The sequence below is a fragment of the Streptomyces angustmyceticus genome (assembly GCF_040701845.1).
GTDB lineage: Bacteria > Actinomycetota > Actinomycetes > Streptomycetales > Streptomycetaceae > Streptomyces > Streptomyces angustmyceticus_A.
In genome coordinates this window covers 79178-105659 of record NZ_JBFBHQ010000019.1, presented here as the reverse complement: position 1 = coordinate 105659, position 26482 = coordinate 79178, and the positions used below count along the sequence as shown (strand labels likewise).

Below are 26482 nucleotides of genomic sequence, written 5' to 3'. Positions count from 1 at the left end.
GCCGGGTGGCGCTCGCCGGGCGGCCCACTTAGGCGTGGGCCGGCACGGAAAAGGGGCCGGCGGCGTTCGGACGAACGCCGCCGGCCCCTTTTCCGTGCCGCGGGACCCGTCAGGAGTGCCAGATCTCGCGCAGGTGCGTCACGGCGCCGGAGCCGTTCAGGGTGAGCTCGTAGATGTCTCCCGAGCAGGCGAGGGGCGGCTCGACCTGGTCGTGCCGCAGGCAGGCGGTGAGGTGCCCGGTGAGGGTGGCGAGGGGGACCGTGCGGTGGCCGGTGGCGCTGGTGGTCAGTTCGGCCGTGGCGCCCGCGGCCAGCCGGTACGCGGCGGCCTTGCCCGTACCCGCGTATCCGCCGCCGTTGGGGTCGCAGGCGAACCGCGCCTCCTTGACGGACAGCCGGCCCCCGGCCGGCGCCCCGGTGACCTGCACCATCCGGTGCCCCTTGGCGAGCCGCGCCGGAGTGCAGTCGGACGACGGCTCCGGGTCGATCGGCAGGTCCTTCTGCCCGGAGGCGGACGCCGCGGGGGACGGGCCGTCGGTCGGCGCTGCGGTCGGGGGAGCGGTCTGTCCGCCGGTCGGCGTGGACTGCGGTGACGCGGCGGCGGACGTGTGTGTCTCCGGGGCGGCGGCCGGGTCCTCGCCCTTGCAGGAGGTGAGCGTGGCCAGCGCCGCAGCGGCGGCGGCTGCGGCGAGCAGGCGGCGGGTGAACATGCAGGCGTTCTCTCTCGTGTGCGGGCCGGGGCGCGCCGGGACCGGCCCGGGGCGGGCCGCGGTGCGGGGCGCCGCGGCCCCGGGGCCGGTGGGGCGGACGCGTCCTAGAGGCCGTTGCGGCGGTAGGGCACGTACGGCTTGCCGATCGACCTTTCGTGCGCGGCGTCGCCGGAGTAGTACGGGTACGGGATGACGTGCGAGACGGTGCCCTGGGAGCCGTTGTCCTCCAGGGCGATGTACTTGGTGTGCTCCTTGTCGGCCCAGCCGCCGAAGAGGACGGTGTGGTCCCCGGCGATCAGCGCGTCGCCCGGCTGCAGATCGTCCTTGGTGATCACATGGGCGGTGTTGTTGCCCATCAGGCCGTAGGTGTTCAGACCCGGCGGCTCCAGACCCCAGGCGGCGGAGACGAAGCCCGAGCAGTCGTCGCGGTAGCCGTTGGTGGTGGCGGACTGGCTGTAGCCGATGCGGTGGTTCACCCGCTCCAGGGCGCGGTCGATGATGTCCTTGCGCTCGCCGGGAAGACCGGAGGTGTCGGGCGCGGTCTCGACGCCCGCACCGGTGGTCGTGTGGTGCTTGCCCGGCGACCAGGCGTCCCAGTCGCCCTTCGTCTCCCACTTGCCGTCGCCGTGCCCCTGCTCGGGGGCCGGGCCGCCCCCGCCACCGGAGGCGCCACCGCCCCCGCCGCCAGTGGCACCGCCGCCACCGCCGCCACCGGAGGAGCCGCCGTTGCCGCCGCCCGTGCTGCCGCCGCCGGTGTGCCCGGGGGAGCGGGGGGCGTCGTGGTCCTTCTTCCGGTCCTTGATCTTCTGGAGCTCGTCCTCGATCTTCTTCTCGTTGGCCTCGTACTCGGCCTTGACCTTCTTGATCTTCTCGGCGTCGCCCGCCAGCTCGTCGAGGAGCTTCTTCTTGCTCTCCTCCAGGCGCCCGCTCACCTCGGCGATGTCCTTGACGTCCGCGAGCACCTGGTAGGCGATGCCGAAGCCGGGGAGCGAGGCGAGCGGCGCGGCCGCGAGGTCGATGCCCGCCGCGGTGATCAGCGTCTCCTTGATCTCGCCGAGCCGCTGGTTCAGCTCCGCCATCCGCCGGCTGACCGAGAGCCAGTCCTTCTCGATCTTGGCGAGTTCCGCCGTCTCCACGCCGAACGTGTCGCCTGCCATCCGTACAACCCCCGTGATGTGGTGGTGAACCGCGAAAAGCACCCGGCGTACCGGGTGGCGCGATTCGAAGGCCTCGGGCTCCGAGCAGCGGGAGCCGGGTGAACGTGGAGTCCGGCGGACGCGGACTCCGTGGGCGCAGCGCCCCGAAAGAAGCTGCGAAGCTGAGGTGCCGTCAGCAGGCCGTCGTCAGTAGACCTGGGACAGGCGGGTGACGGACGTGCTCAGCGTGGAGAGGTCGTCGGAGATCTGGTTCATCTCCTTGACGCGGCCGTGCGCGACCCGGACGAAGGCGTCGGAGGCCGGGCCGTGCCAAGTGAGGTGGCCGAGGGCGGAGTTGATCTCCTTGGTCAGGCCGTCCAGCTCGGTGCTCAGCGTCTTCAGCTCGGTCGCGATCTTCTGCAGGTCGGCCTCGCCGCCGCCGAACATCTGGGTCAGCACCCAATGGGCGATCTCGGCCGGCGCCATCATGACGTCCTTGCCGATCTCGACCACGTCGCCGACCAGCTTCGTGCCGTCGTCCCAGAGTTCCCCGAGAACGCCCATGTTCTACCCCCGTGTATGCGTGTCCTCCACGCTGTTGCCGCGGCAAGGCTAGCACCAGCGTGTACCTGACAGTCATCCCCTGGCGCGGTCCGCGGAGGCCCCACGTCGTCCGCCGGCGCGGCCCGGGACGGGACGGGGATCCGGGGCACGGACGGACGGGCCGGACGCACGAAAGAGCCGCCTCCGTGGGGAGGCGGCCCGTTTCGCGCGGCGTTGCTGCTGCTTCTCGGCTACTTCTTCTCCGCGGCCGGCGCTGCCGCGCACTCCCCGCAGGTCCCGAAGATCTCGATGGTGTGCGCGACGTCCTGGAAGCCGTGCTCGGCGGCGATCTGGTCGGCCCACTTCTCCACCGCGGGGCCCTCGACCTCCACGGCCTTGCCGCAGGCCCGGCACACCAGATGGTGGTGGTGATCGTCGGTGCTGCACCGGCGGTAGACCGCCTCGCCCTCACTGGTGCGCAGTACATCGACCTCGCCGGCGTCGGCGAGGGACTGCAGCGTCCGGTAGACGGTGGTCAGCCCGACGGAGTCGCCCTTGTGCTTGAGCATGTCGTGCAGCTCCTGCGCACTGCGGAACTCGTCGACCTCGTCGAGTGCGGCCGACACCGCGGTCCGCTGCCGCGTCGACCGGCCGCGTACCGGAGATCCCGCGCTCGTCGCCACCGTTGCCTCCCTAGGACGTCAGGACTTCCCCCTGTACGTGCGTCCCGCCATTGTGCCAGGTGATGACCGGACCACCGGGGGAACGCTTACGCGCATCGCTCCGTATCGCACAGTGCCTTCCAGGACATCTCTACCCGTCTTCACCCGGCCACCCTCACCTCGTCCGCGGCGGTGCGGCTGCCGGGTACCTCCAGAGTGCACCCCTCGCTGCCCTCCGCGGCAGCCCTGGCGCGCTTTTTCGCGAGGGGCGCGGCGAGCGCCGTGAAGACCACGAACAGTCCGATGGCGAACAGCACGATGGTGGCGCCGGACGGCACGTCCACGTAGTACGAGGTGGCGGTGCCCGTAAGAGTGACGGCGACACCGATGGCGACGGCCACCACGAAGGTGACCGCGAAGCTGCGGCTGATCTGCTGGGCGGCCGCGACCGGGATCACCATCAGGGCGCTGACCAGCAGCAGCCCCACGACGCGCATGGCGACGGTGACGGTGACCGCGGCGGTGACCGCGACCAGCAGGTTGAGCAGCCGCACCGGCAGGCCCGTCACCCGGGCGAACTCCTCGTCCTGGCAGACGGCGAACAGCTGGCGGCGCAGCCCGATCGTGATCGCCAGCACCAGGGCGGCCAGCACGTAGATCGTCGTCATGTCCTGCGGCGAGACCGTGGTGATCGAGCCGAAGAGGTAGGTGCCGAGGTTGGCGTTGGAGCCGGCGTCGGAGAGGTTCATCAGCATCACGCCGCCCGCCATGCCGCCGTAGAACAGCATGGCCAGCGCCAGGTCCCCGCGCGTGCGGCCGTACCAGCGGATCAGCTCCATGACGACGGAGCCGGCGATGGCCACGGCGGTGGCGACCCACACCGGGCTGGTGTTGAGCAGGAAGCCGAGGCCGACGCCGGTCAGCGCGACATGGCCGATGCCGTCGCCCATCAGGGCCTGGCGGCGCTGGACGAGGTAGATGCCGATGGCGGGGGCGGTGACACCGACGATCAGCGCGGCGATCAGGGCCCGCTGCATAAAGGCGTAGTCGAGGATCTCCATCAGCTCAGCAGCCCCGTCCGGATCGGTTCCGCCGCCACATCGGCGTGCGGGTGGACATGGTCATGGCCGGGCAGCGCATGCTGGCCCACGGCCTCGGGCGGCGCGCCGTCGTGGACGACACAGCCGTCCCGCAGCACCACCGCGCGGTCGATCAGCGGCTCAAGCGGCCCCAGCTCGTGCAGCACGAGCAGGACGGTGGTGCCGCGGCCGACCTGCTCGCGCAGTGCGGAGGCGAGCACCTCCTGGCTGGCCAGGTCGACGCCGGCCATCGGCTCGTCCATGATCAGCAGTTCCGGCTCACCGGCCAGCGCACGGGCGATCAGCACCCGCTGGTGCTGCCCGCCGGACAGGGCGTTGACGGAGTCCTTGGCGCGGTCCGCCATGCCGACCAGCTCCAGGGCGCGGTGCACCGCGGCCCGGTCGGCCTTGCGCAGGATGCCCAGCTTCGTACGGGCGAGCCGGCCGGCCGTGACGACCTCGCGGACGGTGGCGGGGACGCCGCCGGCGGCGGTGGTGCGCTGGGGTACGTACCCGATCCGGGCCCAGTCGCGGAACCGGCGGAAGGGCGTGCCGAAGAGGGACAGCTCGCCGCCGGTGAGCGGGACCTGGCCGATCACGGAGCGGACGGCGGTGGACTTGCCGGAGCCGTTGGCGCCGAGCAGGGCCACGACCTCGCCGGAGCGCACGGTCAGGTCGACGCCGCGCAGCACGGGGCGGGCCCCGAGGGAGGCGGTGGCCCCGTGCAGGTCGATGACCGGCTGGGCGGGCGACTGGTTCATGGTGACCTCCGTCACGTGCTGTGCGGTGTCCGTCACTTGCTGCCGAGCGCCTTCTGGAGCGCGGCGAGGTTGGCGCGCTGCACCCCGAAGTAGTCCGTGCCGCGGGACTTGCCGTTGATTCCTTCGAGCGGGTCGAGGACATCGGTCTTCAGGTGCAGGTCGCCGGCGAGGGTCTTCGCGGTGACCGGGTTGGCGATCGTCTCGAAGAAGACGGTCGAGACGTGGTGCCGGTCGGCGAGGGTGTGCAGGTCCCTGATGCGGTGGGCGCTGGGCTCGGACTCGGGGTCGAGGCCGCTGATGGCCTCCTCGGTCAGGCCGTAGCGCTCGGCGAGGTAGCCGAAGGCCGCGTGGGTGGTGAGGAAGGTGTCCGAGGACCGCTTCTTCAGCCCGTCCCGGAACTCCTTGTCCAGCCCGTCCAGCTTCTTCACCAGCGCGTCGGTGTTCTTCTGGAAGTCGGCCCGGTGGTGCGGGTCGGCCTTGGCGAGGGTCGTGTTGACGCCCCGGGCGACCTCGGCGTACTTCACGGGGTCCAGCCAGAGGTGCGGGTCGTCGCCGCCCTCGGCCTCGGAGTGCGAGTGGTTGTCGCCGGTGGTGTGGTGGTGGCCGTCGACCTCGGTGCCGTGCTTTTCGAGGGAGGTGAGCGCGGCGGCGTCGGCGACGTGCTTGTTGCCGGACTGCGCCACGGCGTCGTCCACGGCGGGCTGCAGGCCTTTGAGGTAGACGATCGCGCCGGACTCGCCGAGCTGGCCGGTCTGCTTCGGGGTGAGCTCCAGGTCGTGCGGCTCGACGCCCGGCTTGGTGAGGTCGGTCACCTCGACGTGCTTCCCGCCGATCTGCCGGGCGAGGAACTCCATGGGGTAGAAGGACGCCGTCACGCGCAGCCTGCCGTCCTCGGTGCGGGCCCCGCCGGCGGGGGAGCAGGCGGAGAGGGCCAGCAGGCCGAGTGCCGAGACCCCGGCGAGGGCCGCGGTGGATATGCGACGGCGTATGTTCATGACACTCATTTTCAACAATGTTGGAAACGATTGTCAACAACAGGTGGGGCGGTGTGAGCGGGACGACAATGGGGCCGGAACCGATTTGATCCAGAGGGTACGGCCGCCGGTACCCTGAACTATTCGCCCACCCGTCTCCCGACCACCACCCCCCAGCGAGGCGCTAGGGCGCTGCCCATCCATCGTTCGTCGTCGTAATGAAGAGAGCACCGTGGCCGCCGACAAGATCGATACCATCGTCAGCCTGAGCAAGCGCCGTGGCTTCGTCTATCCCTGCAGTGAGATCTACGGCGGCTCCCGCGCTGCCTGGGACTACGGTCCGCTGGGCGTCGAGCTCAAGGAGAACATCAAGCGCCAGTGGTGGCGCGCCATGGTCACCTCGCGCGAAGACGTGGTCGGTATCGACTCGTCGGTGATCCTGGCCCCCGAGGTGTGGCAGGCGTCCGGCCACGTCGCCACCTTCACCGACCCGCTCACCGAGTGCACCTCCTGCCACAAGCGCTTCCGCGCCGACCACCTGGAAGAGGCGTACGAGGCCAAGCACGGCCGGCTGCCGGCGAACGGCCTCGCGGACGTGAACTGCCCGCACTGCGGCAACAAGGGCGGCTTCACCGAGCCGAAGCAGTTCTCCGGCCTGCTCTCCACCCACCTCGGCCCGTCCCAGGACACCGCCTCGGTCGCCTACCTGCGCCCCGAGACCGCCCAGGGCATCTTCACCAACTTCGCCCAGGTGCAGCAGACTTCCCGCAAGAAGCCGCCGTTCGGCATCGCGCAGATGGGCAAGTCCTTCCGCAACGAGATCACCCCCGGCAACTTCATCTTCCGGACCCGTGAGTTCGAGCAGATGGAGATGGAGTTCTTCGTCAAGCCGGGCGAGGACGAGAAGTGGCAGGAGTACTGGATGGCCGAGCGGTGGAACTGGTACCGCGACCTCGGCATCCGCGAGGAGAACATCCGCTGGTACGAGCACCCGGCCGAGAAGCTCTCGCACTACTCCAAGCGCACCGCCGACATCGAGTACCGCTTCAACTTCGGCGGCACCGAGTTCTCCGAGCTGGAGGGCGTGGCCAACCGCACCGACTACGACCTGTCCGCGCACGCCAAGGCGTCCGGCCAGGACCTCTCCTACTTCGACCAGGAGGCCGGCGAGCGCTGGACTCCGTACGTCATCGAGCCGGCGGCCGGCGTGAACCGCGCGATGCTCGCCTTCATGCTCGACGCGTACATCGAGGACGAGGCGCCCAACGCCAAGGGCAAGATGGAGAAGCGCACCGTCATGCAGCTCGACCCGCGCCTGGCGCCGGTCAAGGTCGCGGTGCTGCCGCTCTCCCGTAACCCGCAGCTGTCGCCGAAGGCGAAGGGCCTGGCCACCGACCTGCGCAAGAACTGGAACATCGAGTTCGACGACGCGGGCGCCATCGGCCGCCGCTACCGCCGCCAGGACGAGATCGGCACGCCGTTCTGCGTCACCGTCGACTTCGACACCCTCGACGACAACGCGGTGACCGTCCGCGAGCGCGACACCATGAAGCAGGAGCGGGTCAGCCTGGACCAGATCCAGGCGTACCTGGGTGCGCGACTGCTGGGCTGCTAGTCCTCCGGGGGCGGGGGCAGTCCCAGGTGGGGCGGCGCTCGTTCCCCGGCGGACGGCGCCGGCCCCTTGAGGGGCGGTGCCCCCCGTATGGCCTTGAGCGCCGGCCGGGTTCGGATTCTTCCGGGCCTGGCCGGCGCTTTTTGGTGCTGGTGCTGGTGCTGGTGCTGGTGCTGGTGGTGCTGGTGGTGCCTTGGTGTGGGGCGGTGGGGGTGGGGAGGGGACTCTCCGGGCCCCGGGCTGCGGGAGTGCACCCTCGCGCCGCCCGGGCTGCGCGAATGCTCCCCAGCGCCCCCCAGGCTGCGGGAATGCCTCTCCGCGCCTGCGCGTCGTGGCCCCGACGCCGATCACCGTCGGGTGCTGGCGGTGCCGCACTTCCTCGGGGTGGGCTGTTGACCATGTTCGCGCTCGGTAGGGCCGGCGGGCAGGGTGACGGCTCTACGAGCGCCGGCCGGGAAAAGGCGTTGCCCCGCCCCGTGCTGATCCTTAAAGTCCGTCGGGTGACTGCCGGGTCGGCCTTGGGCCATGCACGAGTGGGGTTCCCGGCCTCGGCGTGAGCGCGAGGCGGGCCAGAGCCCCGCCCTTCTTCCGAGTCTTCTGCGCAGCGCCCGTATGCGGCGCCCCTCCCAGCGGATACCGAGACCCGGAGACACCCACCACACATGCCGCACGAACAGCAGCACCCTGAGGCAGCCGGGCTGCCGACCACCTCCGTCCAGTTGAACCACACCGCCGTCTACGCCAAGGACCGGCAGCTGTCGGCCGAATTCCTGGCCGCGATACTGGGGTTGGCGCTCGGCGCGCCCTTCGGGCCGTTCCTCCCCGTCGACCTCGGCAACGGCGTGACGCTCGACTACTACGAGCAGCGCGACGAGCCCGTCCAGCCGCAGCACTATGCGTTCCTCGTGCCCGACGAGCAGTTCGACGGCATGATCGCCCGGCTGGAGGCGGTCGGGGTCACCTACTACGCCGACCCCCACCACACCGAACCCGGCCGGATCAACCGCCTGTTCGGCGGCCGCGGTGCGTACTTCGACGACCCGGACGGCCACAACATGGAGATCATGACCCGGCCCTACGTCCGGCCCTAGCCGGGGCGTCCGCGCGGTCGTCTCCCGGGAAAATGCGTTGCCCGGGAGACGGCGGCGCGGGAGGCTGCCGGGATGTCTGACGATGAGTCGAGCGGTTCACAGGGGGTGGCCGCCCTCTTCTCCCGGGGCCGGCTGACGGCGATCCCGCGGAAGGCGGCCCGCCGCGAGCAGTTGCTCGTCCATCTCGCGGAGACGCTGTTCGAGCGGGACCGGGAGTACAGCGAACGCGAGGTCAACGAGGCGCTGTTGGCGGTGCACGAGGACTGCTCGGCGCTGCGCCGCTACCTCGTCGTGGCGGGCCTGCTGACCCGGCCCAAGGACGGCAGCAGCTACCGGAGGGCCGGCTAGCCATGAGGGCCCTGCAGACCGCCACGCTCCTCGTCGCGACCCTCGGCGCGGGCCTGATGGCCGGCCTGTTCACCGCCTTCGCCTACGCGGTGATGCCCGGCCTGGGCCGATGCGACGACCGCACGTTCGTGCAGGCCATGCGGAACATCAACCGGGCCATCGTCAACGGTTGGTTCCTGCTCGCCTTCCTGCTGCCGATGCCTCTGCTCGTCCTCGCCACGGTCCTGGCCCGGAACGGGCCCGGCCGGGTCGCCCTGCCCTGGATCCTCGCCGCCCTGGTGCTGTACCTGGCGGGTTTCCTCGTCACCGGCGGCGTCAACGTCCCGCTCAACAACGCGCTCGACAAGGCTCCGGCGGGCGAGGGCCCGGCTGCCCCTGCTGCCCCGGGCGATCCGGGCGGCCGGTCCGGCGGGAGCAGAGCAGCGCGCGAGGGTTTCGAGGGCCGGTGGGTCACCTGGAACCTGGTGCGCGCGCTCGCGCACACCGCCGCCTTCGGCGCGCTCGGCTGGGCGCTCTTCCTGCACGGAACGGCGGGGGCGGCGGGGGCGGCAGGTACTTAAGGCGTGCTCGGCCCTGCCGGCTCGGTGCGAGCTGCCGTGCCGGGTGCTGCGGCGCCCGGCCGTGATCCATCGGGCCGTGGCACTGCCGTCAGGACATATCCGGACGCTCCCATGTCGCCGCGTGATGACTTCGTACCGACGCCGGATCGGTCGGTGCGGAGTCATCGGGGCGACCACGCGGGCTGCGGGTTCAGGCCGTCACAGCCGGCTTGAGGACCTCCTCGCACCACTGCCGGAACGTCGTCGGCGTCGTCGACTCCGGGGTGCGCGGCTCGGCGTTGTCGAGGCCCTGGTTCTTGGCCTCGAACATGTCGACCATGCCCTGTGCCATCGCGTCGCTCATCCCGGCACCGGTGAGGCGCTGCTTGAGGTCCGCGCCCGGGACCTGGCGGTAGCCGACCGCGGTGCCGAGGACCTCGGACATGATCCGCGCCATCTCGTTGGGCGACAGGTCTTCGGGCCCGAGGCAGGCGACCTCCCCGGACCCCTCCCAGGCGTCGTCGAGCAGCAGCCGCGCGGCGGTGGCGGCGATGTCACGGGCGGCCACCATGGGGTTCTTCCGGTCCGGGTCGGCCATCAGGAAGAACATGCCCTGCTCCTTCAGCACGCCGGCCTGGTGGAGCAGGTTGTGCATGAACGACGGGCAGCTCACGGCCCGGTAGGCGACGCCCGAGGCGGCGATCAGGTCGTTCATCGCCCGAGAGGCGGTCACCAGGCCGGCCCGGCCGGCCATCGGCGCCCCGCGGCCCAGGGCGGAGATGCCCACGACGCGCGTGACGCCATGGCGGGCGAACGCCTCGCACGCGGGGCGGGTGAAGTCGGTGTAGACGGTTGCGGCATTCGGTGCGGCCGGCTCGTCCGGTGCGAGCCAGAAGACCGCCTCGGCGCCGTCACAGGCCCGGTCGATGACGGCGGCGTCGCCGTGCGAGCCCTCGACGACCTCGGTCCGCTCGCGTACCTCGGGGGCGAGCCGCGAGGGGTCGCGGGCGATGAGGCGCAGCGGTGTCCCGCGATCGAGCAGGTCGGCGACGAGCAGGCGGCCGATGGTGCTGGTGGGTGCGGTGAGGACGATCATATGGAGGTTTCCCTTCGTGGGGGTGTGGCGGGCGAAGCCTCGAAGTGCGGGGAGAGCTTCGAGGGGCCTGCGGCTGCCGGCGCGGCGCGCGGCGCGCAGGGGGTCAGGCGGGGCGGGGGACGTAGGCGAGGCCGTGAGCGCCCGGCTCGCCGAGCTTGGCGATGTCCAGCCGGGCCAGCGTCTGCAGCGCCTCCAGGTCGACGATGTCGACGGTGGACGAGGCGACACAGGACACATAGGCGATCCGGCCGTCGGGCGACGAGGCGAGGGTCAGCGGGAAGTGGCCCACCTCGACCGTGCCCAGGTGCTTGCGGGTGTCGGCGGAGAACACCGTGAGGCGGCCCGGCTCCTGGCGACCGAGCCGGGACGCCGGGTCGGGTGCCGTGCGCACTTCGCCCGCGAGCAGCTTCCCCGTCGATGTCAGGTGCACCGGCAGGACGATGTGGTCCGTGGGCAGGGTGTCGACGACGGATGCCGTCCGGGCGTCGATGACCCGGATCCCGGGGGCGGGCCGCTGCCCGGTGGCGGTGGGGCGTTCCTCGGCGGCGGCCAGGAAGGAACCGAGGTAGGGCGAGGCGACGAAGGCGTGCGTGCCGTCGGCGGAGACGGCGAGCCCCTCACTGCCCGGCACTTCGGCCTTCGCGGTGAGGACTCCCCGTTCGAGGTCGACGACCGACACGAACGGGGCCTCCTTGTTGGTGGCGTAACCCGTCCTTCCCGCCGGGTCGATGGCGAACCAGTGGGGGCCGGGCGCGTCGGTGTCGATCCTGCCCAGGGGGCGACGGGTCGCCGTGTCGATCACCACGACGCCGCCGGGCCGGTCAGCGGAGCCCTCCACGCTGACGTAGAGGCGGCCACGCGTGGCGTCCAACGCCAGCCCGTGCGGCCCGTGTTCCGGTGCGAGGTCGACGACCTCGACGACGCGGCGGGTGTCGGGATCGATGGCGGTCAGCTCGGTACGCCGGCCGCTGTTCGCGTGGTAGTAGCCCGAGTGGTAGCTCGTGGTGCACCACAGCAGTCGCTGCGTCGGGTCGAAGCACAACTCGTGCGGCTCGGCGGGGACTTCCACCGTGCCGAGGTGCCGGTCGGTGGCGGCGTCGAAGAACGAGACGGTCGGGCCGCTCTGACTGACCACGGCCAGCACATCGCCTTCTCGGCCGTTGCGGGGGGACTGCTGCACAGCGGGCTCCTTCAGCGGGGTGAACGGATGTCGCACGGGTCTCCGCGGACATCTCCACTCTCGGCAGGAGCGGGTTGCGGAGCAATGCAAAGATGAGCACTCAATAGTTGACTCAGGCGTAAAAGTGCAGATCAGGAGCGCTGATCGATGATGGATCTCAACCTGTTGCGTGCCCTGGACGCCCTGCTGCAGGAGAACAGCGTGACCCGCGCCGCGGAGCGACTCGGCACGTCACCCGCGGCAGTCAGCCGCACCCTGGCCCGGCTCCGCCGTGCCGTCGGCGACCCTCTGCTGGTCCGCGCGGGCCAGGGCATGGTCCCGACCCCGCGCGCCCTGGAACTCCGGGACGAGGTGGGCGCGTTGCTGCGCGGTTGCGACAACGTCCTGCGGCCCGGAGCGGGTTTCGATGCCGTGCATCTGCAGCGCACGTTCACCGTGCAGGCCGCCGACCTGCTCCTGGTGGAGCTGGCCGGGACCTTGACCGAGCGGATCCACAGGGAGGCTCCGCAGGTGGATGTGGTCTTCCTGCCGGAGGCGCTGGAGGGCGGCCCGGCGCTGCGGCAGGGCTGGGTGGACATCGAACTGGGCGTCCTGGGGCACCTGGACCCGGAGATCCGGACCCGCCCGCTCACCCGGATGACGATGGTCGGAGTCGCCCGCAGCGATCACCCCCTCTTCGACGGGCGGATCGATGCCCGCCGTTTCGCCGCGGCCGATCACATCGGCGTCTCCCGCCTCGGCAAACGCCTCGGGCCCATCGACAGCGCACTCGCGGAACGCGGGCTGCGGCGCCGCGTCGCGGTCGTCGTCCCCAGCCATACGAGTGCGATGCTGCTCGCCCGGAACACCGACCTCGTGGCGCTCACCCTGGCCGACTGGCTCCCCGACACCCTCTCCGCACTCGGCCTGCGGACCTTCCCCGTCCCCCTCGACCTGGCCCCCCTCGACCTCGGGATGGCCTGGCACCCCCGCAACTCGGCCGACCCGGGGCACCGTTGGTTCCGTGACCGCCTGGCGGCCGCGGTCCTGGACCCGTCGGGGACGGGTAGGACGACGGACGGCGGCTCCCCGGAGAACGGCGGTTCTTGGGAGGGTGACGGTTCCCTGGAAGACATCGGCTCCCCGGAGGTCGACGGCTCTCAGGAGGTCGACGGCTCTCGGGGAGGCGACAGCTCTCGGGGAGGCGACAGCTCTCAAGAGGGCGCATCGTCGTAGGGGCGAGGGGCGAGGGGCGAGGGGCGAGGGGCGAGGGGCGAGGGGCGAGGGGCGAGGGGCGAGGGGCGTGCACGGGAGTGCGCACGGGAGCGCGCACCGCCGGGGTGCTTCAGCCGCGCAGGCCCCGTAGCACCAGGTCGCGGACGGCCTCGAAGTCGGCGGTGATCTCGGGGCGGGACCACTCGGGGGCGTAGCACGGGTCGTGGAAGCGGCCGGTGGCGTCGAAGACGGCGCGGGCGGTGGTGGCGGGGGAGGGGGTGTGGAACGCGCCCTGGCCGACGCCGGCTTCGATGATGGTGGTGAGCTGGGCTTCGAGATCGCTGACGTGCCGGTCGACCACGCCGCCGCTCTCCCCGATCAACGTCATATAGGTGGCGAAGAGTTCGGGGTCGTCGCCGGCCTTGTGCCGCTTGGCCTCGAAGAGCGCGGTCAGCCAGCGGTCCAGACGCTCCGGAGCGGGTCCTTCCGCCGAGACGATGACCGAGAGCTCCTTGCTCGTACGGTTCAGCCAGCGTTCCGTGACCGCCTCCCGCAGGGCCGCCTTCGTACGGAAGTGGCGGTAGACGCTGCCATGGCTGACGCCCAGGGCGCGCGCCACATCCACGACCGTGGCCTTGGCCGGGCCGTAGCGGCGCAGCACCTCCTCGGTGGCCTCGAGGATGCGCTCTGGGGTCAACGTCTCGGGCGGCATGGGGCGGGTCGGCCTTTCGGGAGAGCGGGGCGGGCGGGGCCGCGAGCGGCTCCGGGTGGCACCCGGGCGGTGCCGGTTCCCCGGGCGTACGGGCCCCCGTACACCGGAACCGTGCGCCGGCTGCGTACGGATCCGTGCACCGGGTACGTACGGACGGTACCTGGCCGTGCCCCGTACCCGCTCCGGTGGTCACGCGGCCCTCACGGTCAGCGTTCGCTGTCCAGGTGGGCCATCTGGTCGGAGGGGTAACGGTCGCCGGCGGCGGCATCGGCCGGGACGGCGCGTTCGACGGCGGCCAGATCGTCGGCGTCGAGGACGACGTCCAGGGCGCCGAGGGCCTCGGTCAGCCGATCGCGGCGGCGGGCACCGACGAGCGGGACGATGTCCTCGCCGCGGGAGAGCACCCAGGCGATGGCGGTCTGCGCGACCGAGACGCCCTTCTGCTCGGCGATCTTGCGCAGCGCGTCCACCAGGTCGAGATTGCGGTCGAGGTTCTCGCCCTGGAAGCGCGGGCTCCTGCCGCGGAAGTCGTTGGCGGCGAGCTTGCGGTCGCGGCTGAAGTGGCCGCTGATCAGGCCGCGGGACAGGACGCCGTAGGCGGTGACGCCGATGCCCAGCTCGCGGGCGGTCGGCAGGATCGCTTCCTCGATGCCGCGGGAGATGAGGGAGTACTCGATCTGGAGGTCGGAGATCGGGGCGACGGCGGCGGCCCGGCGCAGGGTCTCCGCGCCGACCTCGGAGAGGCCGATGTGCCGGACGTGCCCGGCCTCGACGAGTTCGGCGAGGGCGCCGACGGTTTCCTCGATCGGGACGTCGGGATCGACCCGGGCGATCCGGTAGATGTCGATGTGGTCGGCGCCGAGGCGCTGGAGGGAGTAGGCGGCGAAGTTCTTCACCGCATTCGGCCGGCCGTCATAGCCGGTGAAGCCTCCTTCGACGGTGCGCAGGGCGCCGAACTTGACGCTGAGCTGCGCCTTTTCGCGGGCCGCCGCGGGGGCGGTGCGCAGGGCCTCGTTGATCAGCAGTTCGTTGTGGCCCATGCCGTAGAAGTCGCCGGTGTCGAGCAGGGTGATGCCCGCTTCGAGGGCGGCGTGGACGGTGGCGATGGATTCGCCGCGGTCGGTGTCGCCGTAGAGGGCGGACATGCCCATGCAGCCGAGGCCGAGGGCGGAGGTCTGCGGGCCGCTGGTGCCCAGGGTGCGGGTCTGCACTGCGTGCTCCTCAAGAACGGGAGAGGGGGAAGGTACGGCTGCCGTGGCTTCACTATGGCATGACGGCTGACAGATTTCAATATCTGTCAGCCGTCATGCCGTGTGCGCCCCGGCGCCTGTCCTCTCGCCCCGCCTGCCCCCTCGCAGGTCAGCCCAGGTCAGCCCAGGTCGGTCCAGCCGGGAAGGCCCGGCGAAGGCCGTCGAAGGCCGCCGAAAGCAGGGGCGGGTCAGCGCACGCGCCGTGGCAGCCGCAGTGCCAGCATCGTGGTGCCCGCGACGATCGCCAGTTGCGTCAGCAGGGCGGCGAGCATCGCGTCGCGGATGCCGAGGGACGGCAGCAGCCCGAGGAAGAGGGTGCCGAGGGTGGCCACGCCCAGGGCTAGGCCGGACTGCTGGGTGGTGACCATGACGCCGCCGCCCACGCCCGCCTGCGCGACCGGCAGTTCGCTCAGCACGATGCGCATCAGCACCGGCAGCACCATGCCCTGCCCGAGGCCCAGGATCGCCATGCTCGACGCGAGCCCGGCCACCGATATCCCGGGCCAGCCCGTGTGCACGGTCAACGCCAGGGTGATCAGGCCGACGCCCTGGATCAGCGAACCGGCGACCACCACCCGCCGCCCGAACCGCAGCACCAGCCGCGGACCCGCGAGCGAGGCGAAGAAGAAGGTGACGCACAGCGGCGCCAGGGACAGCCCGGCGGCGAACGGGCCGTAGTGCAGGCCGTTCTGGAGCGCGACGGCGACCACGAACATGAAGCCGCCGAAGCCCAGCGTGAACGGGATGATCATGGTGAGTCCGCTGTTCACGGAGGGGATGCGCAGCAGCGAGGGCGGGACGAGCGGGGTGCGGCCCGCGCGTTCGGCCCGGTGCTCGACGAGGAAGAACGCGGCGGCGGCGAACGGGAAGACGGCCAGCAGGACCCACGACCACACCGGCCAGCCGGCCGCCCGGCCCTCGGTCAGCGGCAGCAGCAGGGTGATCAGCGTGGCGGCGAGCAGCACGGTCCCGGTGCCGTCGACCCGGCTCGGGTGCGGGGAGCGGGTCTCGGGGACCGTACGGGCGGCCAGCAGCCAGGCCGCGGCGGAGATCGGGACGTTCACCAGGAAGACCGCGCGCCAGCCGGTGCCCGCCAGGTCGACGGAGACCAGCAGACCGCCGAGAACCTGCCCGACGGCGCTGGCGACCCCGGCGGTGCCGCCGTACAGGCTGACCGCCTTGGCGCGCCGCTTGCCGGTGGTCGTGGCCTGGATGGTGGCCAGCACCTGCGGCAGCAGCAGCGCGGCCGCGGCGCCCTGGGCGACCCGGGCGGCCACCAGCGTCCCGGCGTCCGGCGCAAGACCGCAGGCCAGCGAGGTGACGCCGAAGGCGGCCAGACCCCACAGGAACAGCCGGCGGCGGCCGATCATGTCGCCGAGCCGGCCGCCGAGCACCAGCAGCATGGCGTAGGCGACCCCGTAACCGGCCACCACCATCTCCAGCATCGCGGGCCCCGCGTGCAGGTCGTGGTCGATGGTCGGCAGTGCGACGTTGACGATAAAGAAGTCGATCATCGGGAGGGCCGCGCCCAGCAGCACGGTCAGCAGGCCGAGCGGGGTCAGCACGGTCGTGGCCGGGTCCCGTTGCGGGGCGGCGGGGCCGGTTGCCGCCGGTGCCTTCGACGTGGCGGCCCCCGGGAGGGGCGCCTGGGTTTCAAGGGGCGCGGCCGTGGCTTCCGCGGTGGTCGTCTGTGCTCGGGTATCGCTCACGGACTCGACGATCGTCGACCGCCCAAGCTGGTACCAGAGTGTTTTTATCCTGGTACTGGCGCTACCTGGCAACCGGGTCCGACCTGCGGCACGCTGGAGGCATGACCGTGGACACGCCTCCGACGCAGACTGCCACAGGCCCCGGTGGCGCCGCCGCCCCGCGACGCGGCACCGCCCCGGGCGACGACGCCGTGCGCCGGGCCGAACTCGCCGCCTTCCTGCGCAGCCGGCGGGAACGGATCACCCCGGAGCAGGTCGGGCTGCCGCGGGGCACCCGCCGTCGCACCCCCGGTCTGCGCCGGGAGGAGGTCGCGCACCTGGGAGCGGTCGGGGTCACCTGGTACACCTGGCTCGAACAGGCCCGGGACATCCACGTATCGCCGCAGGTCCTGGACGCGGTCGCGCGTGCGCTGCTGCTCGACCGCGCCGAGCGCAGCCATCTGTTCGCGCTGGCCGGGGCGATCGACCCGGCGCCGGGCAAAGAGTGCGGGGGCGTCACGCGCGAACTGCGGCAGATGATGTGCCAGTTGGAGCCGTTCCCCGCCGTCCTCCAGAACAGCCGCTTCGACATCCTCGCCTACAACGCCACCTACGGCCGCCTGATGTGCGACCTCGATGCGCTGCCCGAAGAGGACCGCAACTGCATGTGGCTGGCGTTCACCCACCCCGAGTGGCGGGCGAGCGTCGTCGACCTGGACGCCACGATGCGGGTGATGGCCGCCAAGTTCCGGGCGTCGATGGCCGAGCATGTCGCGGAGCCTGCCTGGAAGGCGCTGGTCGCGCGGCTGACGGAGGCGTCGCCGGAGTTCCGGGAGATCTGGGCGCAGCATGAGGTGATCCGCCCGATGAGCGCCGTCAAACTCTTCCGGCACCCCCGGGTGGGTGTGCTGCAACTGTCCTCCACGAGCCTGTGGACGGGGCCCAACCCCGGCCCCAAGCTGATCTCCTACACGCCCGTGGACGAGCAGACCCGCGAGCGGCTGGATCGCCTGGCGGCGGAGACGGCGGGGCTCGTCACGGTGTGAGGGCGGAGCCCGGTCCCGGCGGCCGTGCTCCGGCCGGCGCCCGCCTCACCAGGGTTCGCAGAACGTGAGGCCGAGGTGCCGGTGGAGCCCCTCGCGCTGCTCGGCCGTGGCCAGGACCATGATGTCGTCGTTGCCGCCGAAGGGGTTCTCGCGGCTGCTGTCGACGCAGCGGAAGGACCGGGGATCGTCGTCGGGGCCGAGTGCTTCGATGGCGGCCCGCGCCGCGCCCATGTCGAGGTAGTCGTTCGACTCCTGCTCGATGAGGAACGAGAGTTGCTTGCCGTTGCGGTCGAAGTACAGCGTTCCGCGGCCGGCCTCCGCGTCGTCCTCGTCCTCCTTGTCGAAGCGGAAGTTGCCGACGGTGACCTTCCCTCCGGTGAGGGCCGCGGCTTCTTCCAGGAGCCAGGCGTAGTGCGAATCGGCGAAGTCGACGTCATCGGCGTGGATGCTGACGGCCACGCCGAAGGCCTCGAGGGCGCTCGCGACGTGGTGCCGCAGTGTCAGTGCGCCGTGTGCGAGGTCGCCGAAGCGGTCCACGACGCTGTGCGCGGTCTCCCGGGTGATCATGCCGAGGCCGGTGAGGACTTCGGCCACCCGTATGCAGGTGACGGTGGGAGATGTCGCCATGGTGTGATCCTGCCAGCCGGAGCTCGCTCCGGGGCGGTCTTCGATCAAGCTGCCGCAAGACGGGCGTGCCGGGGACCGGGCGGGCCGTGCACGCTCGTAGGAGGCGCAACCGCCCGCCCCCTACGACCGCGCGTCCGCCGCCCGCCGCCCCTGGGGCTCGTCGTCGAACAGCGCCGCCGTACGGGCGGCCGTCGCCTTCGCCCACGGGCCGGTCGTCAGGGCGCCGAGCAGCAGAACGGCCGCGCCGCAGCCGGCGATGATCCACCACGCCGGGCGGGCGGCCGCGACGAAGGCGCTCGCGCCGGCGGCGGCGTGTGCCCCGCCCGCCAATACGGCGCCGATCACCGCGACGCCCAGCGACTGCCCGACCTGCCGGCTGGTGGAGGCCACCGCGGCGGCCACCCCGGCCTGGGTGCGGGGCATCCCGGACACCGCGGTGTTGGTGATCGGCGCATTGACCAGGCCGAACCCGATGCCGAACAGGACATAGCCGGTGAACAGCAACGGGTTCGTCGCCTGGGCGTCGAACGCCGCGAAGAGCAGCCCGCTCGCCCCCATTGCCGTCCCGGCGAGGAGCAGTGGCAGCCGGGGTCCCCGGTTGCCGACCAGCCGCCCGGAGACCGGTGCGAAGACCAGCGTCATCCCGGCCATGGGGAGCATGTAGAGACCGGCGGCCAAAGCGGACAGGCCACGGATGTTCTGCAGATACAGCGTGTTGATGAAGAGGAAGCCGGCGAGCGCGGCAAAGGCGCACACCGCCACGATGGTGGCCCCGCTGAACGGCGCGCTGTGGAAGAACCGCAGGTCGATGAGGGGTTCCGGGCGGCGCCGCTCGTAGACGACCAGCGTGGCCAAGGACGCCAGCGCGACCAGCACGAACGTCAGGATTTCGGGGGACGTCCAGCCGGCGTCCGGGGCCTCGATGATCGCGTACGTCAGCGAGCCGAGCAGCGCGATCACCAGCAGCTGGCCGACCGGGTCGACGCGGCGCGGCCGGGGGGCGCGGGACTCCGGGACGTAGCGCAGGGTCAGGAAGAACGCGAGCGCGCCGATCGGCACGTTGATCCAGAAGATCGAGCGCCAGCCGACGCTCTGCACCAGCAGCCCGCCGATCACCGGCCCGGCCGCCATGCTGATGCCGACGACGCCGCCCCACACCCCGATCGCCCGGGCCCGCTCGCGCGGTTCGGTGAAGGTGTTGGTGATGATCGACATGGCGACGGGGTTGAGCATCGAGCCGCCGACCGCCTGCACCATCCGGAAGACCACCAGCCACTCCAGGCCGGGAGCCAGGCTGCACAGCAGCGAGCCGACGGCGAAGACCACCAGGCCGACCAGGAAGATCCGTCGCCGGCCGAGCCGGTCGGCGGTGGAGCCGGCCAGCATCAGCAGCGACGCCAAGACCAGGGTGTAGGCGTCGATCGTCCACTGCATGCCGGAGACCGAGGCGTGCAGCTCGTGCTGGATGGACGGCAGGGCGACGTTGAGGATGGTGTTGTCGAGGCTGACGATCAGCAGGCTCATGCAGCAGATCGCCAGCACCAGGAGACGCCGTCGACGGCTGAGCTCAGGCATGGTTGAACGCTACAACGATCCCGTGCCTCCGGCCCTGGCGGGGCCACTCGCGCGGTGCGGGACAATGGGAGACCGCAGCGGCCGGCCGCCCGTGAGCGCCGCGCCCGCCCGGTCGAAGGACGCCGAAGAAAGCCGAAGGTATTGCCGTCATGACTCTGCTGCAGATCGGTCCGCACGCGGTGCAGCCGCCCGTGGTCCTCGCGCCCATGGCCGGGATCACCAATGCCCCGTTCCGGACGCTGTGCCGGGAGTTCAGCGGCGGCAAGGGCCTGTTCGTCAGCGAGATGATCACGACACGGGCGCTGGTCGAGCGCAATGAGAAGACCATGCAGCTGATCCACTTCGACGAGACCGAGAAGCCGCGCTCGATCCAGCTCTACGGCGTCGACCCGGACACCGTCGGCAAGGCCGCCCGCATGATCGCGGAAGAGGACCTCGCCGACCACATCGACCTGAACTTCGGCTGCCCGGTCCCGAAGGTGACCCGCAAGGGCGGCGGCTCGGCGCTGCCGTACAAGCGGAACCTGCTGCGCTCGATCCTGCGCGAGGCGGTGGCGAACGCCGGGTCGCTGCCGGTGACCATGAAGATGCGCAAGGGCATCGACGACGACCACATCACCTTCCTGGACGCCGGACGGATCGCCGCGGAGGAGGGCATCACGGCGATCGCCCTGCACGGCCGGACCGCGGCCCAGCACTACGGCGGCACCGCCGACTGGGACGCCATCGCCCGCCTCAAGGAGCACGTCCCGGAGATCCCGGTGCTCGGCAACGGCGACATCTGGTCGGCCGACGACGCGAAGCGGATGATGCGCGAGACCGGCTGTGACGGGGTGGTCGTGGGGCGCGGCTGCCTGGGGCGGCCGTGGCTGTTCGGCGACCTGGTCGCCGCCTTCGAGGGCACGGGTACCGGCGGCGACCCCTCCGAGGGGTACGCCCGGCCCACGCTCAAGGAGGTCGCCGCGGTGATGCTGCGGCACGCCACGCTGCTCGGCGAGTGGATCGGCGACGAGGCCCGCGGCGTGATCGACTTCCGTAAGCACGTCGCCTGGTACACCAAGGGCTTCTCCATCGGCTCCGAGATGCGCCGCAGTCTCGCGGTGACCTCGTCCCTCGACGAGCTGGACGCGCTGCTGTCGGAGCTGGATCTCGACCAGCCGTGGCCGACGGGCGCGGACGGCCCCCGCGGCCGCACCTCCGGCCGCAACCGCGTCGTCCTGCCGGACGGCTGGCTCGACGACCCCTACGACTGCGCGGGCGTGGACGCGGACGCGGAGCTGGACACGTCGGGCGGCTGAGGCGGCGGACGGGAGACCGAGCGCGAGCCCGGCTCCCGTGGGCGCAGCGGGCGGTCTGTCGGCGTGTCGGTGCGACGAGCGGGGGCGGACCGGCCGGCGCTCGATACCGTTTGAGTCCTTACGGGGCTGCGCGCGTACCGGAACGTCTCCCGGATACGGGACGCGGGAGCGGGGCCGCGGCAGCCCGCCGACAGCCCGCACGGCCCTGACCGTGCTCCGGCGCGCGTCGGGCGGGATCGCGGACGACGCTGAGGGAGACGCCGTGGTGAGCGGGCACCGTTCCACCGACGACACCGAGAAGGCCGTCCGGGCCAAGCTCGGCGACACCCCGGTCCGCCACGAGCAGATGGCCGCGGTCGCGAACATCTACCGCGCCGCGGCCGCCGTACGGCAGCACTTCGAGAACTCCGTGCTGCGCGGTGCCGAGCTGACCTGGACCTCCTTCGTGGTGCTCTGGGTGGTGTGGATCGGGGGCGAGATGGAGACCCGCCGGGTCGCCGAGGAGGCCGGCATCTCCAAGGGCACGCTCACCGGCGTCGCCCGCACCCTCCAGGCCCGCGGCCTCGTGGAGCGCAAGGTCCCCCCGAACGACGGGCGGCTCGCCCTGCTCGCGCTCACCCCCGAGGGCGAGCGGCTGATGGACCGGGTCTTCCCGGAGTTCAACGCCGAAGAGGTCTTCGTCACCCAGGGATTGAGCGACGACGAGGCACTGGACCTCGCGGACCTGCTGCGCCGGATCGTGGTGCAGGTCGAGACCCGCGGCGAGGACCGCCGCCTGGAACTGCTGGACGGCCAGGACCCCCGCCCACGCCGCAGCGGCCGACGCGCCAAGACCCCGGAGTCGACGGGGCGCGAGGGACAGGAAGTGAGGGGGGCGCAAGGGGCAGACGGGGTGTAGGGGGAGGGGAGGACGGCAAGCGGAGGGGAGAGTGGCCGGGAGAGGGGGCCGGGCACCTGCCCTCGCGCCCCGCTGCGGGCGTCACCACCTGTGCCGTCACCCATGTCCCCGCCCGAGCCGCCACCGGTCTCAAGCCCCGGGTTGGCTGATTCGTTTCTTGATCAATTTCCCGGCGCCGTGGATACCATCGTTGCGTCTCGGGGGAGCCGTCGGCGCAGCGTGTGCGTCCGCACGGCGACCGCTTCCGGCGCCCCCGGCACGACCGTTCCTCGAGGCCGACCAGCTCGGGGGACCGACGAACCACGTGATTCAGGGGGACATATGAAGCGCAGGGCCAGCCTGCTGATCGCCGGTGTCGCGGCGGTCGGGATGACGGCTGTCACCGCGACCTCGGCCACCGCCGCGCCGGTGCCGGGGTTCAACATCAAGAACGTGGCGACGAAGAAGTGCCTCAAGTTCAACGGCTTCGACACGCGCGTCACGGCAGTGAAGTGCCGCACCAGCGACCCGAAGCAGAACTGGGCGCCCAACCCCGGCGAGCAGATCATCTCGACGGCCTCCAGTTCCACCTGGGGCCCGTGCCTGACGACCCGGAAGCCGACCGGCGGCTACGTCTACACGAAGGCGTGCAACGCCGACGGGCGGAAGTGGTCGCTGTCGTGGAGCGTCGGCTCGATGCATGACGGGGACAAGACTCCCTACGGGAACCCCGTGGCCCGCTGCTTCCTGAAGGTGACGGCGAAGGGCAACGTGGTCTGCACCCCGGGCCATCGCACCAGCCGCAAGTGGTGGACGGCCGACTACAACTAGGCGCTCCGCTCCCCAGGAAGAAGGCGCCCGGCCGGGACACCCCCGGCCGGGCGCCTTTCCGTGTCCGCGGCGGGCTCTTGCGGCGTGGCGGGTGTGCCGGGCTTCCGGCACCCGGGAACTATGGCCTGATCCCGACACGGAGGTGCGGTTCCACCGGGAGCCGCGGGTGGCCGGATTGCGGGTGGATCTGCCGGCCGTGCGGGAAAGGGTGCGCGTTCCGGTCGACGCGTTCCTTGATCAGGGGGTGGAGCGAGCTGGCGACGAGGGTCCAAATGATGGGACCTGGTCACACATGAGCGCGTGATTCTCGCCACCCCTGATAGGGGGTGCGCTCAGATGAGCGGTGAGTGCGGGGTTCCATGTCTCCAATGGTGGCACCGGGTGCCACCGCTAGTGCGTTTGACTCATGATGCATTTCGTTGCGCTGAGTAGCATACGAGCCATCCTCGGATGCGCAGCGCAATGATGCATTCAGGTAATGAAGTGACCGCCAAATGCATGATCACTTTCGATCTGGTGGCGGACGACTGGTTACACGGGTATGTCGACCAAGTGGACGTACCCATACGCCTTCGATCTGGGTATGTTCCTCGCCGTCAGGGCAGCCCGTCGGCGAGGAGTCAGTGCCGTGCCGGAAACGCAAGATCCCCACGTAACCCAGCCTTCGTCCGTGAAGTTCGTCTACGACTTCACCGAGGGCAACAAGGAGCTCAAGGACCTCCTCGGCGGCAAGGGTGCGAACCTCGCCGAGATGACCAACCTGGGACTTCCCGTCCCTCCCGGCTTCACGATCACCACCGAAGCCTGCAAGGTCTACCTCGACAGCGGCACCGAGCCCGCGGCACTGCGTGCCGAGGTCTCCGAGCACCTGGACGCCCTTGAGCAGCAGATGGGCAAGAAGCTCGGCCAGGCCGACGATCCGCTGCTCGTATCGGTCCGTTCCGGGGCGAAGTTCTCCATGCCCGGCATGATGGACACGGTCCTCAACATCGGCCTCTCCGATGCGTCGGTTTCCGGCCTCGCCGCGCAGGCCGGCGACGAGCGCTTCGCGTGGGACTCCTACCGCCGCCTCATCCAGATGTTCGGCAAGACCGTGCTGGGCGTCGACGGCGAGCTCTTCGAGGAGGCACTGGAGGAGGCCAAGCAGGCCAAGGGCGTCCGCGTCGACATCGACCTCGACGCCGCCGACCTCAAGAGCCTGGTCGCGCACTTCAAGGACATCGTGTCCAAGGAGACCGGCCGCGACTTCCCGCAGGAGCCGCGCGAGCAGATGGACCTCGCCGTGCGCGCGGTCTTCGACTCGTGGAACACCGACCGCGCCAAGCTCTACCGCCGTCAGGAGCGCATCCCCGGCGACCTCGGCACCGCGGTCAACGTCTGCTCCATGGTCTTCGGCAACCTCGGCCCGGACTCCGGCACCGGCGTCGCCTTCACCCGCGACCCCGCCAGCGGCCACCAGGGCGTCTACGGCGACTACCTGCAGAACGCGCAGGGCGAGGACGTCGTCGCCGGTATCCGCAACACCGTGCCGCTCGCCGACCTCGAGAACATCGACAAGGCGTCGTACGACGAGCTGATGCAGATCATGGAGACGCTCGAAACGCACTACAAGGACCTGTGCGACATCGAGTTCACCATCGAGCGCGGCAAGCTGTGGATGCTGCAGACCCGGGTCGGCAAGCGCACCGCCGGTGCCGCCTTCCGGATCGCCACCCAGCTCGTCGACCAGGGCCTGATCGACGAGGCCGAGGCCCTCCAGCGGGTCAACGGCGCGCAGCTGGCGCAGCTGATGTTCCCCCGCTTCGACCTCGGTGCGAAGTCCGAGACGATCGGCCGCGGCATCGCCGCCTCCCCGGGCGCGGCGGTCGGCAAGGCCGTCTTCGACTCCTACACCGCGGTCAAGTGGTCGCGTTCCGGCGAGAAGGTCATCCTGATCCGCCGCGAGACCAACCCCGACGACCTCAACGGCATGATCGCCGCCGAGGGCATCCTCACCTCCCGCGGCGGCAAGACCTCGCACGCCGCCGTCGTCGCCCGGGGCATGGGCAAGACCTGTGTCTGCGGCGCCGAGGAGCTGGAGGTCGACACCAAGTCCCGCCGGCTGACGACCAGCGACGGCACCGTCATCGAAGAGGGCGACGTCGTCTCCATCGACGGCTCCACCGGCAAGGTCTACGCCGGTGAGGTGCCGGTCGTGCCGTCCCCGGTCGTGGAGTACTTCGAGGGCCGGATGCACGCCGGCGCCGAGGACGCCGACGAGCTGGTCAAGGCCGTCCACCGGATCATGGCGTACGCGGACCGGGTGCGCCGGCTGCGCGTGCGGGCCAACGCCGACAACGCCGAGGACGCCGCCCGCGCCCGCCGGTTCGGCGCCCAGGGCATCGGTCTGTGCCGCACCGAGCACATGTTCCTCGGTGAGCGCCGCGAGATGGTCGAGCGCCTCATCCTGGCCGACACCGAGAGCGACCGGGACGCCGCGCTCAGCCAGCTGCTGCCGCTCCAGAAGGCCGACTTCATCGAGCTGTTCGAGTCGATGGACGGACTGCCGGTGACGGTGCGGCTGCTGGACCCGCCGCTGCACGAGTTCCTGCCCGACATCACCGAGCTGTCGGTCCGGGTCGCGCTCGCCGAGGCCCGCAAGGACGCCAACGAGAACGACCTGCGCCTGCTCCAGGCCGTGCACAAGCTGCACGAGCAGAACCCGATGCTGGGTCTGCGCGGCGTGCGCCTGGGCCTGGTCATCCCCGGTCTGTTCGCCATGCAGGTACGGGCGATCGCCGAGGCCGCGGCCGAGCGCAAGAACGCCAAGGGCGACCCGCGCGCGGAGATCATGATTCCGCTGGTGGGCACCGTCCAGGAGCTGGAGATCGTCCGCGAGGAGGCCGAGCAGGTCATCGCCGAGGTCGAGAAGGCCCACGGCGTCAGCCTCAAGCTCACCCTCGGCACGATGATCGAGCTGCCCCGCGCCGCCCTCACGGCCGGTCAGATCGCGGAGTCCGCCGACTTCTTCTCCTTCGGTACGAACGACCTCACGCAGACGGTCTGGGGCTTCAGCCGCGACGACGTCGAGGCCAGCTTCTTCACCGCGTACCTGGAGAAGGGCATCTTCGGCGTCAGCCCGTTCGAGACCATCGACAAGGACGGCGTGGGCTCGCTGGTCCGCAACGCCGCAGCGGCCGGCCGGGCCACCCGCCCGGACCTCAAGCTCGGTGTCTGCGGCGAGCACGGCGGTGACCCGGAGTCCGTCCACTTCTTCCACGAGGCGGGCCTGGACTACGTCTCCTGCTCCCCGTTCCGCATTCCGGTCGCACGGCTGGAGGCGGGCCGCGCGGCGGCGGAGTCCAAGGGCAGCGACAGCCGCTGACCGCACCGGGGTCGGTACTCACCGCCGACCCCACCGGTCGCCGCGGGCGCCGAGCGCGCCTGCGGTGGCCTGACACCACCACCGGAGCCGGCGGTACGGGTCCAACCCTCAGCCTCCCGGCTGTCGGCTCCGGAACCCCGACGAGGGCGGCACCTGTGCGGAGGTGCCGCCCTCGGTCTTTGGCCGGCCGGCGTGCTCCGGCCGGTTCGGGGTGACGCAACGCCTCAGCGGTGCCACGCAGTCGAAGGGCGGACGGGGCCAGGCGAAGGCCGGTCGGCAGGACCCGTTGG

23 protein-coding genes and 1 pseudogene are annotated in these 26482 nt (G+C 71.3%); 10 read left to right on the top strand and 14 right to left on the bottom strand.

Annotated elements, in window-relative coordinates; genetic code table 11:
* Nucleotides 1–109: 109 nt before the first annotated feature.
* The 7 genes from AB0411_RS28560 to AB0411_RS28530 all read right to left on the bottom strand — a co-directional run bounded on the left by AB0411_RS28560 (nt 110) and on the right by AB0411_RS28530 (nt 5885).
* Nucleotides 110–709: a hypothetical protein gene (locus tag AB0411_RS28560; RefSeq protein WP_366420153.1), complete on the bottom strand. Its 600-nt coding sequence runs from the start codon at nt 707–709 to the stop codon at nt 110–112.
* A gap of 104 nt (nt 710–813) precedes the next feature.
* On the bottom strand, nt 814–1866 hold the full coding sequence (locus AB0411_RS28555; RefSeq protein ID WP_366420152.1) for a hypothetical protein: 1053 nt from the start codon (nt 1864–1866) through the stop codon (nt 814–816).
* A gap of 186 nt (nt 1867–2052) precedes the next feature.
* The gene (locus tag AB0411_RS28550; RefSeq protein ID WP_366420151.1) at nt 2053–2409 is read right to left on the bottom strand and encodes a WXG100 family type VII secretion target; all 357 of its coding nucleotides are present in this window, start codon (nt 2407–2409) and stop codon (nt 2053–2055) included.
* Between the two features lie 230 nt (nt 2410–2639).
* Nucleotides 2640–3071, bottom strand: coding sequence for a Fur family transcriptional regulator (locus AB0411_RS28545; RefSeq protein WP_366420150.1), 432 nt, complete (start codon nt 3069–3071; stop codon nt 2640–2642).
* A 140-nt stretch (nt 3072–3211) separates the two neighbouring features.
* On the bottom strand, nt 3212–4111 hold the full coding sequence (locus AB0411_RS28540; RefSeq protein ID WP_366420149.1) for a metal ABC transporter permease: 900 nt from the start codon (nt 4109–4111) through the stop codon (nt 3212–3214).
* The gene (locus AB0411_RS28535) at nt 4111–4890 is read right to left on the bottom strand and encodes a metal ABC transporter ATP-binding protein (protein WP_366420173.1); all 780 of its coding nucleotides are present in this window, start codon (nt 4888–4890) and stop codon (nt 4111–4113) included. The genes AB0411_RS28540 and AB0411_RS28535 overlap by 1 nt, the downstream gene beginning before the upstream one ends.
* A 32-nt stretch (nt 4891–4922) precedes the next feature.
* Nucleotides 4923–5885 carry a metal ABC transporter substrate-binding protein gene (locus tag AB0411_RS28530; protein WP_366420148.1) on the bottom strand — a complete coding sequence of 321 codons (963 nt, stop codon included), beginning with the start codon at nt 5883–5885 and terminating at the stop codon, nt 4923–4925.
* Nucleotides 5886–6096: 211 nt separating this feature from the next.
* On the opposite strand from AB0411_RS28530, the gene AB0411_RS28525 reads away from it, so the two are divergent.
* The 4 genes from AB0411_RS28525 to AB0411_RS28510 all read left to right on the top strand — a co-directional run bounded on the left by AB0411_RS28525 (nt 6097) and on the right by AB0411_RS28510 (nt 9475).
* Nucleotides 6097–7479 (top strand): glycine--tRNA ligase, encoded by a 1383-nt coding sequence (locus AB0411_RS28525; protein ID WP_336049001.1) that lies wholly within the window; start codon nt 6097–6099, stop codon nt 7477–7479.
* Between the two features lie 659 nt (nt 7480–8138).
* Nucleotides 8139–8567: a VOC family protein gene (locus AB0411_RS28520; protein WP_366420147.1), complete on the top strand. Its 429-nt coding sequence runs from the start codon at nt 8139–8141 to the stop codon at nt 8565–8567.
* A 72-nt stretch (nt 8568–8639) separates the two neighbouring features.
* Complete coding sequence (locus tag AB0411_RS28515) at nt 8640–8915, top strand: DUF2087 domain-containing protein (RefSeq protein ID WP_366420146.1); 276 nt, start codon at nt 8640–8642, stop codon at nt 8913–8915.
* Between the two features lie 2 nt (nt 8916–8917).
* Nucleotides 8918–9475 carry an anthrone oxygenase family protein gene (locus AB0411_RS28510; protein WP_366420145.1) on the top strand — a complete coding sequence of 186 codons (558 nt, stop codon included), beginning with the start codon at nt 8918–8920 and terminating at the stop codon, nt 9473–9475.
* A gap of 190 nt (nt 9476–9665) precedes the next feature.
* On the opposite strand, the gene AB0411_RS28505 is transcribed toward AB0411_RS28510, so the two are convergent.
* Nucleotides 9666–10550, bottom strand: coding sequence for an NAD(P)H-binding protein (locus AB0411_RS28505; RefSeq protein WP_366420144.1), 885 nt, complete (start codon nt 10548–10550; stop codon nt 9666–9668).
* 103 nt (nt 10551–10653) lie between these two features.
* Complete coding sequence (locus tag AB0411_RS28500; RefSeq protein ID WP_366420143.1) at nt 10654–11730, bottom strand: YncE family protein; 1077 nt, start codon at nt 11728–11730, stop codon at nt 10654–10656.
* 150 nt (nt 11731–11880) lie between these two features.
* Between AB0411_RS28500 and AB0411_RS28495 the strand changes: the two are divergent.
* Nucleotides 11881–12765, top strand: a pseudogene (locus AB0411_RS28495) (LysR family transcriptional regulator); the annotation flags it as partial.
* 289 nt (nt 12766–13054) lie between these two features.
* Here AB0411_RS28495 and AB0411_RS28490 read toward each other — a convergent pair.
* The 3 genes from AB0411_RS28490 to AB0411_RS28480 all read right to left on the bottom strand — a co-directional run bounded on the left by AB0411_RS28490 (nt 13055) and on the right by AB0411_RS28480 (nt 16595).
* On the bottom strand, nt 13055–13636 hold the full coding sequence (locus tag AB0411_RS28490; protein WP_366420141.1) for a TetR family transcriptional regulator: 582 nt from the start codon (nt 13634–13636) through the stop codon (nt 13055–13057).
* Between the two features lie 206 nt (nt 13637–13842).
* Complete coding sequence (locus AB0411_RS28485; RefSeq protein WP_366420140.1) at nt 13843–14847, bottom strand: aldo/keto reductase; 1005 nt, start codon at nt 14845–14847, stop codon at nt 13843–13845.
* A 227-nt stretch (nt 14848–15074) separates the two neighbouring features.
* Nucleotides 15075–16595 (bottom strand): MFS transporter, encoded by a 1521-nt coding sequence (locus tag AB0411_RS28480; protein WP_366420139.1) that lies wholly within the window; start codon nt 16593–16595, stop codon nt 15075–15077.
* A 101-nt stretch (nt 16596–16696) separates the two neighbouring features.
* Between AB0411_RS28480 and AB0411_RS28475 the strand changes: the two genes are divergently transcribed.
* Nucleotides 16697–17620: a helix-turn-helix transcriptional regulator gene (locus AB0411_RS28475; RefSeq protein WP_366420138.1), complete on the top strand. Its 924-nt coding sequence runs from the start codon at nt 16697–16699 to the stop codon at nt 17618–17620.
* Nucleotides 17621–17665: 45 nt separating this feature from the next.
* Here AB0411_RS28475 and AB0411_RS28470 read toward each other — a convergent pair whose 3' ends face one another.
* Together AB0411_RS28470 and AB0411_RS28465 are read right to left on the bottom strand one after the other, a co-directional pair.
* On the bottom strand, nt 17666–18247 hold the full coding sequence (locus AB0411_RS28470; RefSeq protein WP_366420137.1) for a hypothetical protein: 582 nt from the start codon (nt 18245–18247) through the stop codon (nt 17666–17668).
* Nucleotides 18248–18367: 120 nt separating this feature from the next.
* Nucleotides 18368–19822 carry an MFS transporter gene (locus tag AB0411_RS28465; protein ID WP_366420136.1) on the bottom strand — a complete coding sequence of 485 codons (1455 nt, stop codon included), beginning with the start codon at nt 19820–19822 and terminating at the stop codon, nt 18368–18370.
* A 149-nt stretch (nt 19823–19971) separates the two neighbouring features.
* Here AB0411_RS28465 and dusB point away from each other — a divergent pair, with 149 nt between their 5' ends.
* From dusB to ppdK, 4 genes are all read left to right on the top strand, one after another.
* Nucleotides 19972–21120, top strand: a complete 1149-nt coding sequence (dusB, locus tag AB0411_RS28460) for a tRNA dihydrouridine synthase DusB (RefSeq protein ID WP_366420135.1) — start codon at nt 19972–19974, stop codon at nt 21118–21120.
* A gap of 265 nt (nt 21121–21385) precedes the next feature.
* Nucleotides 21386–22018, top strand: a complete 633-nt coding sequence (locus AB0411_RS28455) for a MarR family winged helix-turn-helix transcriptional regulator (RefSeq protein WP_437043674.1) — start codon at nt 21386–21388, stop codon at nt 22016–22018.
* Nucleotides 22019–22339: 321 nt separating this feature from the next.
* Nucleotides 22340–22828: a ricin-type beta-trefoil lectin domain protein gene (locus AB0411_RS28450; RefSeq protein WP_366420133.1), complete on the top strand. Its 489-nt coding sequence runs from the start codon at nt 22340–22342 to the stop codon at nt 22826–22828.
* A gap of 670 nt (nt 22829–23498) precedes the next feature.
* Nucleotides 23499–26192: a pyruvate, phosphate dikinase gene (gene ppdK / locus AB0411_RS28445; RefSeq protein ID WP_260639952.1), complete on the top strand. Its 2694-nt coding sequence runs from the start codon at nt 23499–23501 to the stop codon at nt 26190–26192.
* Nucleotides 26193–26482 lie beyond the last annotated feature (290 nt).

Coding starts and splice junctions, on each gene's coding strand:
- AB0411_RS28560 (WP_366420153.1), bottom strand. CDS start 709: ATGTTCACCCGCCGCCTGCTCGCCGCAGCCGCCGCCGCTGCGGCGCTG.
- AB0411_RS28555 (WP_366420152.1), bottom strand. CDS start 1,866: ATGGCAGGCGACACGTTCGGCGTGGAGACGGCGGAACTCGCCAAGATC.
- AB0411_RS28550 (WP_366420151.1), bottom strand. CDS start 2,409: ATGGGCGTTCTCGGGGAACTCTGGGACGACGGCACGAAGCTGGTCGGC.
- AB0411_RS28540 (WP_366420149.1), bottom strand. CDS start 4,111: ATGGAGATCCTCGACTACGCCTTTATGCAGCGGGCCCTGATCGCCGCG.
- AB0411_RS28535 (WP_366420173.1), bottom strand. CDS start 4,890: ATGAACCAGTCGCCCGCCCAGCCGGTCATCGACCTGCACGGGGCCACC.
- AB0411_RS28530 (WP_366420148.1), bottom strand. CDS start 5,885: ATGAACATACGCCGTCGCATATCCACCGCGGCCCTCGCCGGGGTCTCG.
- AB0411_RS28520 (WP_366420147.1), top strand. CDS start 8,139: ATGCCGCACGAACAGCAGCACCCTGAGGCAGCCGGGCTGCCGACCACC.
- AB0411_RS28515 (WP_366420146.1), top strand. CDS start 8,640: ATGTCTGACGATGAGTCGAGCGGTTCACAGGGGGTGGCCGCCCTCTTC.
- AB0411_RS28510 (WP_366420145.1), top strand. CDS start 8,918: ATGAGGGCCCTGCAGACCGCCACGCTCCTCGTCGCGACCCTCGGCGCG.
- AB0411_RS28505 (WP_366420144.1), bottom strand. CDS start 10,550: ATGATCGTCCTCACCGCACCCACCAGCACCATCGGCCGCCTGCTCGTC.
- AB0411_RS28490 (WP_366420141.1), bottom strand. CDS start 13,636: ATGCCGCCCGAGACGTTGACCCCAGAGCGCATCCTCGAGGCCACCGAG.
- AB0411_RS28475 (WP_366420138.1), top strand. CDS start 16,697: ATGACCGTGGACACGCCTCCGACGCAGACTGCCACAGGCCCCGGTGGC.
- AB0411_RS28470 (WP_366420137.1), bottom strand. CDS start 18,247: ATGGCGACATCTCCCACCGTCACCTGCATACGGGTGGCCGAAGTCCTC.
- AB0411_RS28465 (WP_366420136.1), bottom strand. CDS start 19,822: ATGCCTGAGCTCAGCCGTCGACGGCGTCTCCTGGTGCTGGCGATCTGC.
- dusB (WP_366420135.1), top strand. CDS start 19,972: ATGACTCTGCTGCAGATCGGTCCGCACGCGGTGCAGCCGCCCGTGGTC.
- AB0411_RS28450 (WP_366420133.1), top strand. CDS start 22,340: ATGAAGCGCAGGGCCAGCCTGCTGATCGCCGGTGTCGCGGCGGTCGGG.